The sequence below is a fragment of the Vreelandella nanhaiensis genome (assembly GCF_003990185.1).
Classification (GTDB): domain Bacteria; phylum Pseudomonadota; class Gammaproteobacteria; order Pseudomonadales; family Halomonadaceae; genus Vreelandella; species Vreelandella nanhaiensis.
In genome coordinates, this window is record NZ_RZHF01000005.1 from 313,151 (window position 1) to 332,104 (window position 18,954).

Annotated in this window: 15 protein-coding genes; 5 read left to right on the plus strand and 10 right to left on the minus strand. The window is 53.6% G+C overall.

Annotation, left to right across the window (positions count from 1 at the left end; genetic code table 11):
• The first annotated feature begins 10 nt into the window (after positions 1 to 10).
• From ELY38_RS05015 to ELY38_RS05025, 3 genes are read left to right on the plus strand one after another with little or no spacing between them, the layout of a single operon-like run.
• The gene (locus ELY38_RS05015; RefSeq protein WP_127060400.1) at positions 11 to 721 is read left to right on the plus strand and encodes a response regulator; all 711 of its coding nucleotides are present in this window, start codon (positions 11 to 13) and stop codon (positions 719 to 721) included.
• A 14-nt stretch (positions 722 to 735) separates the two neighbouring features.
• Positions 736 to 1,413, plus strand: coding sequence for a response regulator transcription factor (locus ELY38_RS05020; protein WP_127060401.1), 678 nt, complete (start codon positions 736 to 738; stop codon positions 1,411 to 1,413).
• Between the two features lies 1 nt (position 1,414).
• The gene (locus tag ELY38_RS05025) at positions 1,415 to 2,818 is read left to right on the plus strand and encodes a sensor histidine kinase (protein ID WP_127060402.1); all 1,404 of its coding nucleotides are present in this window, start codon (positions 1,415 to 1,417) and stop codon (positions 2,816 to 2,818) included.
• Here the strand turns inward: ELY38_RS05025 and ELY38_RS05030 are convergent.
• From ELY38_RS05030 to ELY38_RS05045, 4 genes are read right to left on the minus strand one after another with little or no spacing between them, the layout of a single operon-like run.
• A complete protein-coding gene (locus ELY38_RS05030; RefSeq protein WP_127060403.1) occupies positions 2,787 to 3,797 on the minus strand; it encodes an AbrB family transcriptional regulator in 1,011 nt (336 codons plus the stop codon). The genes ELY38_RS05025 and ELY38_RS05030 overlap by 32 nt on opposite strands.
• A gap of 4 nt (positions 3,798 to 3,801) precedes the next feature.
• Entirely contained in the window at positions 3,802 to 5,310 is a 1,509-nt protein-coding gene (locus tag ELY38_RS05035; RefSeq protein WP_127060404.1) for a tripartite tricarboxylate transporter permease, read from the minus strand.
• A 9-nt stretch (positions 5,311 to 5,319) separates the two neighbouring features.
• Positions 5,320 to 5,772, minus strand: a complete 453-nt coding sequence (locus tag ELY38_RS05040; protein ID WP_127060405.1) for a tripartite tricarboxylate transporter TctB family protein — start codon at positions 5,770 to 5,772, stop codon at positions 5,320 to 5,322.
• A 51-nt stretch (positions 5,773 to 5,823) separates the two neighbouring features.
• The gene (locus tag ELY38_RS05045; protein ID WP_127060406.1) at positions 5,824 to 6,840 is read right to left on the minus strand and encodes a Bug family tripartite tricarboxylate transporter substrate binding protein; all 1,017 of its coding nucleotides are present in this window, start codon (positions 6,838 to 6,840) and stop codon (positions 5,824 to 5,826) included.
• 245 nt (positions 6,841 to 7,085) lie between these two features.
• On the opposite strand from ELY38_RS05045, the gene ELY38_RS05050 reads away from it, so the two are divergent.
• Positions 7,086 to 7,499: a hypothetical protein gene (locus ELY38_RS05050; RefSeq protein WP_127060407.1), complete on the plus strand. Its 414-nt coding sequence runs from the start codon at positions 7,086 to 7,088 to the stop codon at positions 7,497 to 7,499.
• Positions 7,500 to 7,703: 204 nt separating this feature from the next.
• Positions 7,704 to 9,752, plus strand: coding sequence for a choline BCCT transporter BetT (gene betT / locus ELY38_RS05055; protein ID WP_127060408.1), 2,049 nt, complete (start codon positions 7,704 to 7,706; stop codon positions 9,750 to 9,752).
• Positions 9,753 to 9,838: 86 nt separating this feature from the next.
• Here the strand turns inward: betT and exaC are convergent, their stop codons facing one another.
• From exaC to ELY38_RS05085, 6 genes are all read right to left on the minus strand, one after another.
• Positions 9,839 to 11,359 carry an acetaldehyde dehydrogenase ExaC gene (exaC, locus tag ELY38_RS05060; protein WP_127060409.1) on the minus strand — a complete coding sequence of 507 codons (1,521 nt, stop codon included), beginning with the start codon at positions 11,357 to 11,359 and terminating at the stop codon, positions 9,839 to 9,841.
• 229 nt (positions 11,360 to 11,588) lie between these two features.
• Positions 11,589 to 13,835: an ATP-binding protein gene (locus tag ELY38_RS05065; RefSeq protein WP_127060410.1), complete on the minus strand. Its 2,247-nt coding sequence runs from the start codon at positions 13,833 to 13,835 to the stop codon at positions 11,589 to 11,591.
• A complete protein-coding gene (locus tag ELY38_RS05070) occupies positions 13,822 to 14,343 on the minus strand; it encodes a putative pterin-binding protein (protein ID WP_127060411.1) in 522 nt (173 codons plus the stop codon). Before ELY38_RS05070 ends, ELY38_RS05065 begins: the two co-directional genes overlap by 14 nt.
• Before the next feature lie 222 nt (positions 14,344 to 14,565).
• Positions 14,566 to 14,994 carry a universal stress protein gene (locus ELY38_RS05075; protein WP_127060412.1) on the minus strand — a complete coding sequence of 143 codons (429 nt, stop codon included), beginning with the start codon at positions 14,992 to 14,994 and terminating at the stop codon, positions 14,566 to 14,568.
• 11 nt (positions 14,995 to 15,005) lie between these two features.
• A complete protein-coding gene (locus tag ELY38_RS05080) occupies positions 15,006 to 17,606 on the minus strand; it encodes a TRAP transporter permease (protein ID WP_127060413.1) in 2,601 nt (866 codons plus the stop codon).
• A gap of 131 nt (positions 17,607 to 17,737) precedes the next feature.
• Entirely contained in the window at positions 17,738 to 18,718 is a 981-nt protein-coding gene (locus tag ELY38_RS05085; protein ID WP_127060414.1) for a TAXI family TRAP transporter solute-binding subunit, read from the minus strand.
• Positions 18,719 to 18,954 lie beyond the last annotated feature (236 nt).

The following is an 18,954-nucleotide window of genomic DNA, read 5'->3' on the forward strand; positions in this document are numbered from 1 at the left end:
CGAGCCCTCCATGTCTCAAGACGCCCCGCTATTGATTGTTGAGGACGAGCCCAAGATTGCCCGCCTCATGGATGACTACCTCACTGCTCATGGCTATAACGTTGCGACGCTGGGCCATGGCGATGATGTTCTGCCCTGGCTGCAGCAACATTCCACGACGCTGGTACTTTTAGATGTCATGCTGCCCGGCAAGGATGGCCTGACGCTCTGCCGGGAAATACGCCAAGCGTGGCCCACTATTGCGATTATCATGGTGACCGCCAAGGTAGAGGAAGTTGACCGCCTGCTGGGGCTGGAACTAGGCGCCGATGACTATATCTGTAAACCTTTCAGCCCACGCGAAGTGGTGGCCAGAGTGAAAGCGGTACTGCGCCGCAGCCAGGCCATTGCCGAACAGGCCCAGACCCAAACGCCCAATGCCGTGGCCTCAAGCCCGGTGACGCTTAATGAGGATGGCTGGCAGGCGCTGGCCAACGGTCATGATCTAGGCCTCACCGCAGTTGAATTTCAACTGTTGCGGGTGATGATGCAATCACCGGGGCGGATCTTCAGCCGTGAGCAGCTGATGGATCATATGTACCGCGATAACCGCATTGTTTCTGAGCGCACCGTGGATAGCCATATCAAGAAGCTGCGTAAAAAAATCACCGAAGCCCTTCCCGAGCAAGAGATCATTCGCTCGGTGTATGGGGTAGGATATAAGTATCAGCCAGAGGGCTAACTGCAGGATTCACTATGAAGGCGCTTATAGTAGAAGATAACGACAATCTAGCGCGTTCGATGGCCACAACACTCAGCGATGCGGGGTTTAGCATTACCGTCTCCAACAACGGCGCAAAAGCACTCCCGCTGCTTGTGCAGGGCAGCTTCGATCTTCTGGTGCTGGATCTAGGGCTGCCTGAGCTGGATGGTATTAGCCTTTTGCGTAAACTGCGTCATCAGCAGAACACCATTCCGGTGCTGATCATTTCCGCTCGGGATACGCTGGACCAACGCATTCTTGGGCTTGAAGAAGGCGCCGACGACTATCTCTGCAAGCCTTTCTCACTGGATGAAGTAGTGGCCCGCGCCCGGGCTCTGGTGCGGCGTGCCAAGCATTTTGGCAACGAAACACTTAGCTGTGGCCGCCTGGAGTTTTTACCGGAGGCCATGGAGCTAAGAGTCGATGGGCAGCCTGTAACGCTGCACCGCCGCGAGCTTGAGGTAATCGAATACCTGATGATTAACCAGAACCGCTTGGTCAGTAAGGACCAGATTATTGACCGGCTCTCCACCACGGACGAACCGGTCAGCTATGCGGCGGTGGAGACCTATATTTCGCGTATTCGCAAGAAAATCGGCTATGACTTCGGCTTGAAAACGGTCCGCGGTTTAGGCTATTACCTAGCCCCCAAAGAAACACCCAACGCCTAAGATGCCTGCTATCAAATCGATAAAAAGTCGACTACTGCTGTGGATTGGCTTGCCGTTTACTGCGCTGGCATGTCTGGCACTTCTTTCAAGTTACCTGCTGCTGACACGCCAAATTAACGAAACCTTTGACGATATGCTGCTCAATGCAGCCCAGCGGCTGGAAAGGCGCATCTACACGGTGGACGGTGAACTGCGTATTAACATGCACTACTTCAGCATTAGCACGCTGGGTAGCCGCGGTGAGGGCAAAATATTCTACCGGATGCGGGAGGTCGGCGGCGGGATGATTGCCGGCTTTCAAGGCCTGGGTGACCCACCTGTTGACCTTTCAGAGCCGATATTTTATGACATAACGTACGCGGGCAACGAGCTACGCGCCGTCGCTCTGATGTTTCCTTTTAACCGAGGCCGCGAGAACGTCAATATTGAAGTGATCGTTGCGGAGTCCAAAGAGGCGCGCTACACGCTGACCAATGATTTCATGGTGACACTCGCCGGGTTAACGGTTGTTGCCGGGATTCTTGCCATCACCATTGCTCTACTGGCGATCTATCACGGATTAGCCCCGCTTAATAGCGTGAGCCAGGCGCTTCGCCGCCGCTCTCCTCACGACCTTCAGCCGCTTGAAGACGACGTCCCAAAAGAAGTTCACCCGCTGATTCTCAGCATTAATCAGCTGATGCTGCGTATCCGGCGCAGTATTGAAAGCACACAGCAATTAAATGCCGATGTGTCCCATCAGCTGCGAACGCCCATTTCTGAAATACGTGCGTTAACTGAAATCTCACTAAAAACAACTCAGGAACCAGCCATCCGAGCCAACCTTATTGAAATACAGCGTATCTCGGAACACGCCAGCCATACGGTTCAACAGCTTTTAAAATATGCCAAGACCCGCAGCGAGCTGGTAGATGAAACCCATTTTGAAGCCGTTGATCTGGTAGCTTTATGTCAGGATGCCTGCGCGCAAACAGCAACCAGCATCTATCAAAAAGGCCAGGAGCTGTCGTTCGATCAGCCTCATGCTATTCCCAAAGTGATGGGCGACCCGATCCTGCTGCTGTGGCTGGTCATCAACCTGATTGAGAACGCAAGCCTGCATGCAGGGGGTGCTGAGTCTTATCAAGGGCCAATCGATATCGCCCTGACAACACAGCAGCAACAGGTAATGTTGACGGTAAGTGACCAAGGGACCGGCGTGGAAGAAGCACAGCTTGGCAAGCTGACCGAGCGCTTTTTCCGCCACAACCCACACGCGCCCGGTAGCGGTTTAGGCCTGGCCATTGTGGAGCAGATTGCCACCGCGCACTCCGCCCTTCTCTCTTTTAGCAACAGGCCACAAGGAGGCTTCGCTGTGACGGTGGCGTTTCCCGCTATGCAGCCGCTTGCTTTGCGATACGAATGACCAGCGGGGTCATAAAGATCAGCAGTAGCAGGCGCAGGACATGATGTGACACCACATACACCGGGTCGATATCCATCACCATGGCGATAACGGCCATCTCTCCCACACCACCAGGAATCAGCGCCAGCAACACCGCCACAAAGGAAAGCTGAGTAATGCTGGCAACCAGCCAGGCCATTAGCGCCGCGACAATCAGGGCAAACAGTGCATACACCATCCCAAACCGCCCCACGCTGACTACCTGAGACCAATGGGTTCCCGAGAAGCGCGCGCCGACCGAAGAGCCCAGCACTAAAAAAGCCGTGAACACCACCCAGGTGGGCAGCGAGTAATTCATCCCCAGATTAGCAATGATGGCGCCTGCAGCCATTGGGCCTAAAAACTCAGGAATGGGAATACGCAGCAAGCGGGCTAGCCACCAGCAAACCGGGGCCAATAACAGCGGCAGCCCATCCATTAGGGAAAGCGATACGGGCGAGCTTTGCAGCGTGACATCGTCAACAAAGAAGCTTGCCAACAGTGCCGCCCCTGACACTACGGTGACCAGACGCAACGAGTGCGAAATAGCAATCCATCGCACATCGCCATTGGCGCGCTCGGCCAGTACCAGAGCCGAATTCATACTCCCTGGGTAGGCGCAAAACATCGCGTCCATTGGCCCTACGCTGGCGCGGGTAAAGATAAAGTATCCGCCCACCAGCATGAGCCCCATATAGACCAGCATTGCCAGTACACTTGGGTACCACTGCACTAAACTGACCAGTTCACTGGCCTGAATGCGACTACCGATAAAAAGTCCCAGCAGGGCAATGGCCACACGGTGCAAGCGCTTATCAACGCCGGTTTTAACACCGCCAAGTGATACCGCCATCACCATAAAAAGTGCGCCTAGCATCCAGGCCAGAGGCAATGAAAAAAGGGTGGCGATAACGCCACCCAAGCAACCCAAGACTAACGTTCTAAGCGTTTTTTTTGCCATTACGTTACGCCTGTTTGGCCACACGCCAGGTACTAAAGCGCGCCATTAACGGCTGGCTAAATAGTGAAAACAGCAGGAGTGCGAGAATACCCAGCGTCACCGGGCGCTCTAAGACGTAGCTGATCTCCCCACCGCTGATCTGATAGGAATGAAGCAGTGATTTCTCAGCAAGCGAACCCAGCAACATACCGATCACAGCGGCAGGCACCGAATAGCCGTAATGGCGGAATATCCAGCCAATCACCGCAAATACCAGCACGGTGGCAGGACCAGTCATATTGCCGGTTAAGCCAAACGACCCCATGACTGCGAGTACCAGTACCGAAGGAATCAGGTAGCGCATGGGTACTTTGACAATGTTGGCCAACAGCGGGATAAACAGCAGGCCCACGATCACCAGCAGGAACACCTGGGCAAAGTTGGCAAAAATAATTGCGTAGACTACGTCGGTTTGCTGGCGAATAAATTGCGGCCCGCCGGTGATGTTATGCATGGCAAACGCAGCCAGCATCACCGCAGTTGCCCCTCCGCCGGGAATCCCGAGCGCCAGCAGGGTGGCCATTGAGCCCCCTTCAGAGCTGCTGTTGGCCGCTTCGGACGCCACCACGCCCTTCGGGTTACCCTTGCCAAAAGAGTCAGGGTTTCTGTCGCGGCGCTTGGTTTCTATATAAGAAAGCAAGTTGGAAACGGAGGAACCCACACCGGGCACGGCCCCGACCAGCACACCGATTAAACCACCGCGCAGCATGACCACCGGGTAGCGCATCGCCATCTTGCAGCCTTCAAAAATCTCGCCGATTTTCACCTTACGCGCATCGGCGGATTCAACAATGAAGCCTTTGTTGGCAAGTTTGAACAGCTCAGAGGCTGCAAACATACCCATCATGGCCGGAATAACGGGGATACCATCAAGCAGATACGTCTGCCCCATGGTGCCGCGCGCCAGGCCAATTTCACTAAACCCGATGGTACCCGCCAGAAGGCCCACAAAACCCGCCACCAGGCCTTTAAGTACCTGCTCGCCCTTCAGGCTCGCAATCAGCGTCATGCCCCACAGAATGACCACAAACATTTCGGAAGGGCCGAGCCTCAGCACCAGATAAGAAAGCGGCTGAATCATGAAAAAGAGCACCAGGTAGCCCATCAGCGCGCCCACCACGGAGGCCGCCAATGCCACGCCTAGCGCCTGGTTATGCTGCCCCTTGCGCGCCATGGGATAGCCATCAAAGGCGGTAGCAATAGCTGATGAAGTGCCCGGAATATTCATCAGAATGGCGGGGATACCCGCGCCGAACGAACCGCCGGTAAAAATAGCGGTTAAGAACAGCATGGCCTGAATGAAATCCATGTACATGGTCATGGGCAGGAAGATCGCCATGGCCATGGAAATTTGCAGCCCCGGCGTTGCACCGAAGATTAACCCCAGCACAATACCGGGTATCACCACGAGCCAAGGGCCAAAATTAGAGAAGAGCAGGTCCAGACCCTGCTGTACTGCGCCAAAATCAATCATATTGCCTCCTTAACTGGGTAGCAGTAGCAGCGTCATGGGATAGGGCAGCATTTGGGAGAAAAAGAACGCCACGGCGAGCCCAAAGGCTGCGCTAAAGCCCACAACCGCTAACCAGTTACGCTCGCCCTTGAGGATCAAAAAGAGCGCAATGAACATCACGGTCGCCACATCAAAACCAAGGGTGTCGAGCGATAACACATAGGCGCCAAACAGAACCACGACGGGTAGCGTGTGATGTAACGGCTCTTCATCGGCAGAGATGCTAAATAACGTTCCCTGCTTTAGGCGTAGCACCAGTTCGATGGCGATAATAAACAGGACAATGACCGAAAGTGGCAGTATCAGCAGTAGATTCTGGGGTTGTGCCGAGACGCTGATCGCATCCAGCAAATACCACAGCGTAAAGGAAGCCAGACCGATGAGGACCAGAAAGTCCCCATAGTCGCGTTTCTGTGCAGGCATGGTTCAACTCCAGGCTGGCTATATGGAAGGTAGCCAGCCATGACAGGAAGATCAGTTAAGCAGGTGCGCGTATTTCTCGAACACTTCGTAGTTTTCGCGCATCAGCTCGTTGGCACGCTCAGGTCCAATCCAAACACCGCCCATTTCATTGCGCTCTAGGTGTTCTTGAACGTCTTTACGGGCCAGCGCGCTCTGGATGGCTGAAGCGAGTGCTTCAAAGCGCTCAGGGTGCTGACGTTCAACTTCGCTAGTGACTGCGAAACCGCGCATTGAACCCTGTAATACCGGCACTTCCAGATCCATCGGTGCCAGCGCTTCGTTGATCGGGGGAGCATCCCACTGGTCAATACGCTCGTCACTTACGATGGCAAGCGGCGTCAGGAACTCACGAATCCCTTCACTGCCCTGAGCACTGATAGAAACGAAATCCACCTGGCCACCGGCAACCGCCGAGCGGGCTTCACCGCCGCTGTTGTACGTCACCAGGTTAAGGTTTTCTTGAGGAATACCGGCTTCTTCCAGCAGCAACCGAATCATTAGGTGGCCTGCTGAGCCTTGAACCACTGCGCCACGCACCTGGCCGCGCTCTTCACGAATTGCCTCCAGCAATGAAGGCAGGTCTTCGTATCCGCTATCTTTATTAGCGGCAATCAAATCCAGGTCAAACCACTGAAAGTTGATATACGAAAAATCATCAACACTGAAGTTGGCGCCACCGGTAAGGATCGAGTTGGCCAGATAAGGGGCAAAGGTTGAGGCATAGGTGGTATAGCCGTCGTCCGGCATGTTCAGCACATAGTTAGATGCCACCTGAGTCCCCGCCCCTGGGCGGTTGGTCACTTGAACAGGCACGCCGATTTCCTCAGCGATGTAGCCTGACATAATACGTGCCAAACGGTCGGCGCTACCGCCGGTACCAAAGCCGACCACCATATTGATTGGGCGCTCAGGATAATCATCTGCCGCGGCGGCGGGCATGATTAACGCGAGTGACGCTGCAACAACCGTGGCGCCAGCGAGTAGCGATTTCATATTGAAGCTAAACGGAGCAAAGTTTTTCTTGGGCATAGCGCGTTCTCTTTTTTATAGAATTATAAGATGCAAAGCAGGCTACTGCCTGCGGAGGACAAAGCTATCCCACAAACCTTTCACCAACCTTGCATGACATCAAAAGCCAACTAAAGTCTAACCATATAACTGCTACCCGATAGATACGCCCTCGCCTTCATGATCACCGTTATTGCACACTCCATGCATACGGTTTGCACTCCTCCGCCAGATACTGACATCGTCAATTTACCAGGAGGCACATTATGAAAATGTCATTACGCCAGATTTTTGCTCCAGCTCTGCTTGCTTTCGCGCTAACACCCCTCGCTTTTGCAGCTCAGGCAAACCCGCATGAAGGTCATGGTTCAGACGTTGACCGTGAAGCCTTCCACCAGCGCATGGAAGAGCGCCGCCAGGAAGTGTACGACCGCGCCGGATTAAGCGAGGAGCAGCAAACGGCCCTTAACGAGCTTAACGCCGAACATTACCAGGCCATGCAGACCCTGCGTGAAGAGCACCAGGAAAAAGTAGCGGATATTCTGTCTGAAGAAGAGCGCGAAGCCCTGAAAAACGCCATGAAAGAAGTGCGCAACGAGCACCGCGGCGAAGGTAAAGGTCACGGCAGGCACGGCCCGCATGATCAGCATGAAGATAATGTGGAAATCGATAGCGAGTAAGCAGCTGTTAATCGCCTAATATGATCAAACGCCCGGCTTATGCAGGGCGTTTTTGTATGTGTGTCTTGCTAAAACCTCACCTGCCAGTCCCTCGACTTATAAAAGCTGATTTGTAGTAAACGCTCAAACAGCGTATTTTATATTGAACGTTCATTCAAAAATAATTCTTTTGATCGCTTGCCTCAACCACAGGAGTCCGCCTGCATGGCGATAGATACCCCCTCCCTCCCCTCTCGTGACCGTCTTAATCCCGTGGTTTTTCACGGAAGTGTTGCCGGTATTCTGGTTTTCCTTGTATTCACCATGCTATTTACCGAACAGGCCGGTAACTTCTTTGATGCTGGGCTTGCCTGGGTAAGCAATACGTTTGGCTGGTATTACATGCTAGCGATTGTGGCTTACCTGATTTTTGTCGTGGTCATCGGCATGTCGCGATTTGGCAGGATCCGCCTGGGACCCGATCACGCACGGCCAGAGTTTTCGCTACTGTCGTGGTCAGCGATGCTGTTTGCTGCCGGTATCGGTATTGATCTACTGTTCTTTAGCGTTGCCGAGCCCGTTGCTCATTATTTGGCACCGCCTGACTTAACGCCTGAAAGCCAGGCCGCTATGCGCAATGCCGTCGTTCAAACCTATCTGCATTGGGGCCTATCCGGTTGGGGGCTTTATGTGTTGATGGGTATGGCGCTGGCCTATTTCAGTTACCGTCACCGCCTACCGCTGGCCATTCGCAGTGCACTCTATCCCCTGCTGGGTAAGCGTATTCATGGGCCTATCGGTAACGCGGTGGATATTACCGCAGTGGTCTCGACCGTATTTGGTATTGCCACGAGCCTCGGCATTGGTGTCATTCAACTCAACTACGGTCTCACTTATATGTTCGGTGTACCGGAAACGCTAACGGTACAGATAATTTTGATTGTTATCGTGGTTGTACTGGCGACCATTTCAGTTGTGACAGGAGTCGAGAAAGGCATTCGCCGTCTATCTGAATTCAATATGCTGCTGGCCCTTGGCTTGATGCTGTTTGTGCTTTTTTCAGGCGATACGCTGATGCTGCTGAACAAAGTCGTCAATAATGCTGGCGATTACTTATCCGGCTTTGTTGCGGCAAGCTTTGATACTTACGCCTTTGCCGATGAAAGTGCTCAAGAATGGAAGATGGGCTGGACGATCTTCTTTTGGGGCTGGTGGATCGCATGGACGCCGTTTGTCGGCCTGTTCCTGGCGCGTATTTCCCGTGGCCGCACTATTCGCCAGTTTGTCACAGGCGCCTTATTTATACCGCTCTCGTTTATGATGGTATGGATGTCGGTCTTTGGTAACAGCGGTATTGAGCTAGTGGCCAACCAAGGCGTTGCCGCACTTGGCGAGCAGGCCCTTACAACTCCCCAAACCACGATTTATACGCTGCTTGAATACTATCCTTACGTGGGTATTACCGCAGTGGTCGTCACCCTTTTGGGAATTGTGTTTTTTGTAACCTCCGCTGATTCCGGTGCATTAGTGTTAGCGAATTTCACCTCTATTTTGAGCGACGTTAATCACGACGCGCCTTTTTCACTGCGTATTTTCTGGTCGGCGGTGATTGGCTTGATCACGATTGCCCTGTTGATGGCTGGGGGGCTTAATGCGTTGCAAAGTGCAGTGGTAATTAGTGCATTACCATTTTCAGTGGTCATCTTTGCCGTCATGGTAGGGATGTACAAAGCGCTTCGACTTGAAGGCAGCAAGGCCGATGCGCGCCATGCAATTACCGGCAGCGCCCCAGGCGGTGATTGGAAAGAGCGCTTGGATCATGCCCTTGATATCTCAAACCGTGCGGGCGCTGTGGCCACAATTAAACATTCGATTCGCCCGGCGATGACTCAGTTTGCCGAGGAAATTGAGAGGCGTGGTCAGCCTGCAACCGTGAGTGAGAAGCAGCTAGAAGGCGAAGTACTCCCCAGCCTTATGCTTCAGGTTGATTTTGGCGAAGCCACCAGCTTTGTCTATCAGGTCTGCCCGCACCGCATGCGCACGCCCAGCTTTATTTCGGCCGATGATGACTTCTATGTACGCTTGGATGTCTATTTGGCAGAAGGTGGCCAGGATAAAGATTTGAACGGCTATACTCGTGGGCAGGTAATTGGTGACTTAGTAGGTGAATACGAGCGTCATTTACGCTTTCTCAGCCTGGCAGGCGAGCAGTTGGGCACCGTTCAACCCATGCCCGGCACCGTTGGCGAACTGCCTGAGAACGCTCAGCTTTAAATACACAGGTGTGAGTTTGCAAAAACCCCGGCTATTCAGCCGGGGTTTTCTGTTAATGCCTGCTACTGGTTAACACCTATCTGACGTTAAAAGAATCCCAGCGGATTAATGTCGTAGCTAACCAGCAAGTTCTTGGTTTGCTGGTAGTGCTCAAGAGCGATCTTGTGGGTTTCACGGCCAACGCCGGATTTCTTGTAGCCGCCAAAGGCTGCATGCGCCGGATACTGGTGGTAGCAGTTGGTCCATACGCGGCCGGCTTGAATGCCCCGCCCCATACGAAACGCTACGTTGATATCCCGGCTCCATACACCTGCCCCCAGCCCAAACTCAGTGTCGTTGGCAATCGCAAGGGCTTCCTCTTCATCCTTGAAGGTGGTCACGGCCACCACCGGGCCAAAGATTTCCTCCTGGAAGACACGCATCTTGTTGTCACCTTTCAACAGCGTCGGCTGGATGTAGTAGCCCTTGTCATAGCTGGGGTCGAAGCTCTCCTTGTTGCCGCCGGTCAGAAATTCAGCGCCTTCTTCACGGGCGATATCCATATACGACATGATCTTGTCGTACTGCTCCTGAGAGGCCTGGGCACCTACCTGCACGTCGGTATCCAAGGGGTTGCCGCGCTTGATGGTCTGAGTGCGCTCAAGCACCTTAGCCATGAATTCGTCGTACATACTCTCTTGAATAAGCGCACGCGACGGGCAGGTACACACTTCGCCCTGGTTAAAGAACGCCAGCACCAGACCCTCTACTGCTTTATCAATAAACGTCGGCTCGGCGTTCATGATGTCGGCAAAATAGATGTTGGGGGACTTGCCGCCCAGCTCCACAGTGGAGGGAATAATATTTTCAGCGGCGCACTTAAGAATGTGCGATCCCACCGGCGTAGACCCCGTAAAGGCGATCTTGGCAATACGCTTGCTGCTGGCCAGCGCCTGGCCGGCTTCAGCGCCGAAACCATTGACGATATTGACTACCCCCGGCGGCAGTAGGTCACCAATGATTTTTATCAACACCAGGACCGATGCGGGCGTTTGCTCGGCAGGTTTGAGCACGACACAGTTGCCTGCGGCGAGCGCTGGCGCCAGTTTCCAGACGGCCATCAGGATAGGGAAGTTCCAAGGAATGATCTGGCCCACCACGCCCAACGGCTCATGAAAATGGTAGGACACCGTGTTGGCATCAATATCGGCGGCTGTGCCCTCCTGCGCCCGAATACAGCCTGCAAAGTAGCGGAAGTGGTCTACCGCTAACGGTATATCGGCATTCAGGGTTTCACGCACGGCCTTACCGTTATCCCAGGTTTCGGCAACCGCCAGAATTTCCAGGTTCTGCTCTATGCGGTCAGCTATTTTAAGCAGGATATTGCTGCGCTCGGCGGCTGAGGTTTTACCCCAGGCAGGGGCGGCCTTGTGCGCGGCATCCAGCGCCTTGTCGATATCTTCAGCGCTGGAGCGAGGAATTTCGCAAAATACCTCTCCGTTGACCGGACTGATATTGTCGAAATATTGACCGTTTACCGGCGGCACAAATTCGCCACCAATATAATTTCCATAGCGTTTTTCAAATGACACCACGGCATTGGTATCACCCGGATTGGCGTAGATCATTTTAAAGCTCCTGAGTATTGTGATTATTAAGCTTGCTTTGACAGTATTGTTTATTATTTCCTATGACGATATAGCACGATGCCAGGATTAGCCCTCATCCCTTGGTAGAAGATAACTGCCCACCCTCATAGCACCGGCATAGTCGGGCAGAGCATATTGTTCAAGCTGACCATGGGTGGCCGCGGGATCAGGAAAGCAAACGGTAGGTTGGTAAAGTACGTAACTCGTCCTATGGGTTGGCCAGAAAGTCGCGTCGCCACCTCTCAAGGGCTGCATGTGTACGTGTGGCGGCGTGGCGCATGGCGCTAAACGCAGCATCTAACTGGCAAGGCGTGGCAGTATTATCGTGAACGAGTAGTTCCAGGTACCTAGCATAAGCGGCCAGCTGTTCGCCACCCATACTCAGCGATTCGCCGCGCAGCTGATGCGCCAGTCTCGCCACCTGACGCGCCTGCTCGTCAAACAGCCCCTCTGGTGTGACAAGATAGGCCGACAGCTGGGATAGATAGTCGCTCACCTGCTGGTGGTAGAGAAGAATCAAATGTACCAGACGCTCCACTCCCAGGCTTTCCTTGAGCATTTGCAACGTGTCGAAGTTCAGTAGATCATGCCGCACTGCATCGCTATGTATGTGCTCCAGTGAAGCGGCGAGGTCACGGTGGCCCGATGGCCGTAAATGCAATACCAGCACGTTACTCAGCGCCGATGAAGATAACGGCTTGGTAATATAGTCGTTCATACCGGCACCCAGGCAGCGCTGACGGTCATTCCCCCCGGCAGTCATGGCAACGATGGGGACCTTGGCCAGCCAGCCTCCCTGCTCACGCAGGCGTTGCGTTACCATTAATCCATCCATATCCGGCAGTTGAATATCCATAAAGATCAGATGAACCTGCTGAGCGCCCGCCATGCTCAGCGCCTCTTGACCGTTCTCTGCACAGACCACATCGCACCCTAAGCGCGATAAAAGCCCCGTCGCCACCTTGCGATTGACGGCGTTATCCTCCACCAGCAGCAATGAGGTGCCGGTAAAGTCGCGATCCGGTTCGTTGGGAAGTAAAGCGGCCGCTGGCTGAGCTTTGACAAGCGGCAATTCGCAGCTGAAAGTGCTGCCCCGTCCTGGCTGGCTTTTTACACTCAAGTGTCCCTGCATGGCTTCACTTAAGCGTTTGGAGATGGCAAGACCCAAGCCCGTACCGCCGTATCGCCGAGCTACCGACGCATTGGCTTGCTGAAAGGGTTCAAACAGGCTTGCCTGCTGCTCTTCATTAAGCCCGCACCCGGTGTCGGTTACTTCCAGCAGAAGGTGCTCAGCCGTTGAAGAGGCACGAATGCTGACTTCACCATGGTCGGTAAACTTGATCGCATTATCGACCAGATTGAGAAGGATCTGCCTGAGGCGTCCAGCATCCAGCATCACCCACGCCGGCACCAACGAATCGATATCGACTTTCAATAATATGCCCTTCGTCTGAGCACGTGGCTCAAATAGCGCCACAACGCTATCTACCAAAGGCCTGAGCGCGGTGGGCGACGTTTCAAGCGTTAGGTGGCCCGCTTCAATTTTTGAAAAATCGAGAATTTCATTGATCATTGCCAAGAGCTGATTAGCGCTTTCGTGGATAGTGCGCGCATAGTCCTCTACCTGGGCAGGGCTTGCCGGTTCGCGCAGCAGCTCACTCATGCCGATTACCCCATTGAGGGGTGTTCGAATCTCATGGCTGACCATGGCAAGAAAGTCTGATTTGGCATGATTGGCCGCCTGCGCCTGTTCAGCCGTTACTTCCAACTGCTGGCTTAACAGCTCCTGTTCCCGCCTGGCGGCCGCACTCTCACGCATTTCGCGCACAAGAAAGGCAATCACCAGCAAAACCGCCAGGCTCATCCCTACCAGCAGTGTCATTAAAAGTTTATAGAGCGTGCTCAATAAAATACGCTCTTCCGTAGCAGACTCAGCCAAGTAACCGTTAATGGTGATGACAAACCGTTCGGTTAACTGCGTTAGCCTGATAAGCTCTGCTTCCAGAGGAGCGACCAGCAGCCCATCACGCGTATCCTGAAGCTCAATCATGGGGTCCAGCTTTTCCATCTGCTGCTGTATCTGGTCCATCAGCTCGCCTGCCCCATTAGCCGCCTGGAACAGCGTATTAACCTCTCCATCCTGTAGTAGCGTTAAACGGCTATACAGGAGTTCAAAGCGCAACTTCAGTTCGTCCTGGACCGCCGGGCTTAGTGGTGTTCGCACGGCTGACAACAGGTGATTGAGAAGCTGCACGGCATCACGATCAAGCTTATAAACCACCCAGGCGGTATCTTCACGCAGACTTTGCGTCAGGTTTTCCTGGCGCCAGGAAGCAAGTGCAGCCACCACGAGTGCTGCGGCAAACAACAGCACGGTAATAATGGCTAACAACTTAAGGCGACGAGGATAACGCAGCAGGTTGGGGGGCTGCGTTACAGAGCTACTCAAGCGCATCAATGCGCATCACTTGCCAAACGGCTCTAAAACGGATTTTTTCATTTAACAGTGCATCGTCCTGGTCAAAGGGATACAGCACCCATAGTGGGCCATACTCACGAATAGGCATTGGCTGGTTATTTCGTTCAAGCGCCAGTATCACGTCATAATCGTAAAAATCATCCACCGGGATTTCGGCTTCATAGCCATTAAGCGCGGATACCTTTACGGTATTACCTGTAGCACCGACATATTCCAGCAAGTCGCGCATTAACGGCCCAGAGTAATGACTTACCCCGCTTGTCCACGGCGTGCCTGTATCAAACCCATGCTGAGGAAGTGCTTTTAGCATTTCAAAATCAAAGTGCGCTTCTGACTCGCCATTCTTGCGATTGATATTACCTTTCATTTTCAGCACAACCGCACCGGTTGGCGCGTCTAACGCCGCGGATGGGTTGGCCAGTACAACCGGGGACATACTAAGCGCCAGCAGGGCCCAGGCTGATAATAACGTTTTCACAATCATTTCCTCATGACGCGTTGCTTTACCGTTTATCATTCAAACTATTGATAAGTTACGGGTAGAGTACGCGATCTCACCGCTCAGGTCAGGCCACGTTTTCAAACACGCAAACAGATATCACGGCCCGTTAGATCGAATTTTATATCTACGGCCATATGGCGCTCCATAAAAAACTCCAGCTCATCTGAGCTGGAGTTTTTTATGGAGCGCAGGACCTAGAAGACGCTAGCGCACAATCATGACCGACACCTTAGCGTGGTGAACCACATGCTCGGCATTGGGTCCCAGCACATAGTCGACAAACTTGTGTTTGGTGTGTGAGGCCATCACGATCAGGTCAGCGTCAAGCTGTTTACTCACCTTGATAATCGCCTCCCAGGGCGATCCATCGACAATTACGCTCTGGGTTTTGACATCCTTGGGTACATTTTCCTGAATGAACGTATGCTGTGCCTCTTTCATGGCAGCATTCGCCTTTTCTGAAAAATTTTTGGGAAAATAAGCGCCCACCATAGGCATCTTGAATTCCGGCAGCACGCTGACGATGTGCAACGATGCACCGAAAGTCTGGCAAAGCGTTACCGCTGTGGGTAACGCTTTTTTCCACGAGCCCTCCTCGTTCAGATCCACGGGTAGCAGCACTTTCTGGTACATGGCGACCTCCGTTATGCCGTAGCCGTTATATCATCAGACTCTAAACGGCGCCGACGGCGCTGCATAAGCACCACTAAACCGAAGAGTACCAGTGCAGGTATCCACATCCACTCCTTGGTCCAGCGATTGACGGGCGCAAGAACTTCAGTAATTTCCTGGTCGAAATCAAAGCCTAACTCCGCCGCCGGACTACCAAACTGGACAAAATCGACCAATGTTTGATCACCATCGACATAAAGCTCTATGCCCAGATTTTCCAGACGCTCCTCACCGGTTTCACCACTGGGCACCGGCACCAGAATGTAAGTTGACATGGGCGCGCCAAAATCATCCTCACCAGCAATCCGTACGCGTAGGTTACTACCGTCTTCTACCCGCTCTAACGCATCAGCAAACTGCGCGGGCGGTACCGACTCATAAGGGTCATGAATCTTGTCCATCCAGAAGCCCGGGCGGAACAGGGTAAAGGCAACCAGCAGCAACAGCAGCGATTCATACCAGCGGTTACGCGTGAGCATATAGCCTTGGGTGCCTGCCGCGAAGATCAACATGGCAACCGTCGCGACAATAAATACCACCACACCTTGCATCACCGTGACATCAATAAGCAGTAAATCCGTATTGAAGATAAACAAAAACGGTAGTGCTGCCGTGCGCAGACTGTAGTAGAACGCCTGGAACCCTGTGCGAAGCGGGTCGCCTCCCGACACCGCCGCCGCAGCAAACGAGGCAAGCCCCACCGGCGGCGTAACGTCGGCCATGATGCCGAAGTAGAAAACGAACAGGTGCACGGCAATCAGCGGCACAATCAGACCGTTCTGCTGGCCCAGTAGCACAATCACCGGTGCCATCAGCGCGGAGACCACAATGTAGTTGGCAGTGGTAGGCAGGCCCATGCCCAGGATAAGGCTAAGCAGTGCCGTCAGTAGAAGAATCATCATCAGGTTACCACCTGACAACAGCTCCACCACGTCGGCCAGCACCAGGCCCACGCCGGTTTGGGAGACTGCACCTACCACGATACCTGCCGTGGCGGTCGCAATACCGATACCGATCATGTTACGGGCGCCCGTTACCAAGCCGTCCCACAGGTCAAGAAAGCCCTCTTTCACGTCGGCAGCCATTTTGCTGCGCCCACGGAAGATGGCAATAATGGGTCGCTGCGTGACCATGATAAAGATCATGAACACGGTCGCCCAAAACGCGGAAAGCCCTGGTGAAAGGCGTTCAACCATCAAGCACCACACCAGCACAATAACCGGCAGGATGTAGTGCAAGCCCACCATCACGGTTGGCCGGGTTTGGGGAAGCTTGATGACCTTTGAGTTAGGGTCATCCATTTCCAGTTCAGGGTAGTAAGAGCCGACTTTTAAAAGCCCTACATAAATGGCTGCCAGGCCAACGGAAATCACCCAGGGCGTTGCTTCACCCAACAGGGGTTTGAGCCAGCCCAGGCCATAATAGACTGCCACCGACAGCCCCATGAGCAGCAAAAGCCCCGTCAGGAAGCCAATCACCTTATTGAGCAGCGGGCGTGCAGGGTTGCTTGAAGGCAGCCCTTTCATGTTGGCCTTCAAGGCTTCCAGGTGAACAATATAAATCAGCGCAATATAGGAAATGATCGCAGGCAGGAAGGCATGCTTGATGACTTCGACATAAGAAATGCCCACATACTCGACCATCAGGAACGCCGCTGCCCCCATGACTGGCGGCATGATTTGACCGTTGACGGAGGATGAGACTTCCACCGCGCCAGCCTTTTCAGCGCTAAAACCCACCCGCTTCATCATGGGGATGGTAAAGGTACCCGTGGTTACGGTATTGGCAATGGATGAGCCGGAAATCAGGCCGGTCATTCCCGAGGCAACTACAGCCGCCTTTGCTGGTCCACCTTTCAAGTGGCCAAGCAGTGAGAACGCCACCTTGATGAAATAGTTACCCGCCCCTGCTTTATCAAGCAGCGCACCAAACAGTACAAACAGGAAGACAAAGCTTGTGGACACCCCTAGCGCAATACCAAAAACGCCCTGGGTGCCTAGCCACTGATGGTTGATCAACCCGCCCAGGCTAACCCCGCGGTGCGCCAGAATACCCGGCATATAAGGGCCAAACAGCGAATAGCCAATAAAAATGGCGGCAACCACCATCAGCGGTGGTCCAAGCGCGCGCCGCGTGGCTTCCAACAGCATTATAATGCCCAAAACCCCGATCACGATGTCCTGGGTGATGGGCCGGCCCGGACGCTGCGCCAGGTCGGAGTAAAAGATAAATAGATACGCGCCACAAAAGGCGGCAACCGCGGCAAACGCCCAATCTTGTAACGGGATACGGTCACGCGGCGAGCGCTTTAACGCTGGATAGGCCATGAAGGCCAAAAATAGCGCAAACGCTAGGTGAATAGAGCGCGCTTCGGTAGCGCTAAACACGCCGAAGCCGACAATATAAGGAAGTGGCGATGCAATCCATAGCTGGAACAGCGACCAGACAGCTGCAATACTTACCAGCAGCTTACCGGGTACGCCGTGAGGCTTCCTTGCCCCTGTGTCACTGGCGGCGACCATATCATCCAGGTCGTTCCCAGTGGCTGCCGAGGGTTGTTTGTCATCACGCATACGCTTGTCCTGCCTAATGGTCAGCGCTGACAACCAGCGCTTTCAACAAGAAGCGCGGACACCCTGGGTGCCCGCGCTTTGCACTTCAAAAACGATCGCTATCGGCCTTGGCTAATAGCGTGACGCTAACCTTATTCGATCCAGCCACGCTCGCGGTAGTAACGCGCAGCGCCGTCGTGCAGCGGTGCGGTTAAACCATCAGCGATCATGTCTTCTTCATTAAGATTTTCAAACGCCGGATGTAGACGCTTGAAACGATCAAAGTTTTCAAAAACAGCCTTAACGGTTTCGTAAACGATATCTTCATCCACGTCAGCGGAAGACACGAACGTTGCCGCTACGCCAAACGTTTCAACATCTTCATCGTTACCACGGTACAGGCCGCCCGGAATCACCGAACGCGTGTAGTACGGGTACTCTTCGATTAATGAATCGATCTCATCACCGGTTACAGAGACCAGGCGAGCGTCGATAGTAGTGGTAGCTTCCTGAATGGAGCCGTTAGGGTGGCCCACCACGTATACCATGGCATCGATGTTGTTATCCGAAAGCGCAGAAGCCTGCTCGGCGGCATCCAGCTGAGAGGCCAGAGCGAAGGTGCTTTCATCCCAACCGAACGCGTCCATGACCACATCCATGGTGTTGCGCTGGCCAGAGCCCGGGTTACCAATGTTGACGCGCTTGCCCGGGAAGTCGCTGATGTTCTCGATGCCAGAATCGGCACGCGCAACAACGGTGAGAGGCTCGCCGTGCATGGTGAATACGGCACGCATGTCTTCCCACGGGCCTTCCTCTTCAAAGTTGGCTTCGCCGTTATAAGCGCGGTACTGAACGTCAGACTGAACAACGCCCATATCCAGCTCACCACTCTTCATGCCGTTAACGTTGGCAACCGAGCCGCCGGTAGAAGGCGCATTACAGCGAATGTTGTGCTCTTCGCTACCGCGGTTGACCATACGGCAGACCGACTGGCCCACAACATAATAAACGCCGGTTTGGCCACCGGTTCCGATAGTGATATAGCGCTCTTGAGCAACCGCTGGCGCTGCAAACGTCGCGGCAGCAATTAACGCGCCTGAAAAGGCAGCAGTAGAAAATACATGGCGTTTCATGGACACACCTCTATCTTGATGTTGTGAGCGTTATGCATTTTGGAACCACCCATTAACCTGCTCCCCTGGGTGAATCTTCTTCCAAAACGTTTTCAAGACAAACTGTTATAACTTGGCAACCTGTCATGCCAGCCATCACTACTTTAGCAAAAAAAACACTTGGCGAAGCCATGATGCAGCAACAGGTACACCTTGCACAGCCTATTGAAACACGAGTTTAAACACACGTAACGTTT